This is a genomic window from Bradyrhizobium sp. WSM4874, from assembly GCF_055811835.1.
This window is the reverse complement of the sequence record NZ_JBVVPR010000290.1, coordinates 1-239: the sequence shown is the minus strand read 5'-3', so window position 1 is coordinate 239 and position 239 is coordinate 1. Positions and strand designations below refer to the sequence as shown.

The 239-nt window shown below is 56.1% G+C and carries 1 pseudogene; it reads right to left on the bottom strand.

Annotation, left to right across the window (positions count from 1 at the left end):
* Positions 1-101: pseudogene (locus AC0L3P_RS40380) on the bottom strand (IS5/IS1182 family transposase); the annotation flags it as partial.
* Between the last annotated feature and the right edge of the window lie 138 nt (positions 102-239).

Genomic DNA, 239 nt, shown 5'->3' with positions numbered 1-239 from the left:
CGGCGGTCGTCGTCCCGCTCCGGTCCCTTCAGCCCCGTCGGCAGATGAGGCTCAATACGCGCCCATTGCCTATCATTGAGCCAAAACAAACTTGCGCGCATTCGCTCATCCTCGAATCAAAAGTTCAAGGCAAGGGAATCACGCGGCGCTTATTAGGTACAGTGAAATGGACCCCGGTTTTGGGACCAGAGGCTAAGTTGGAAAAGGGCCGCTCCGTTTGATAGACGGAGGGCATGATG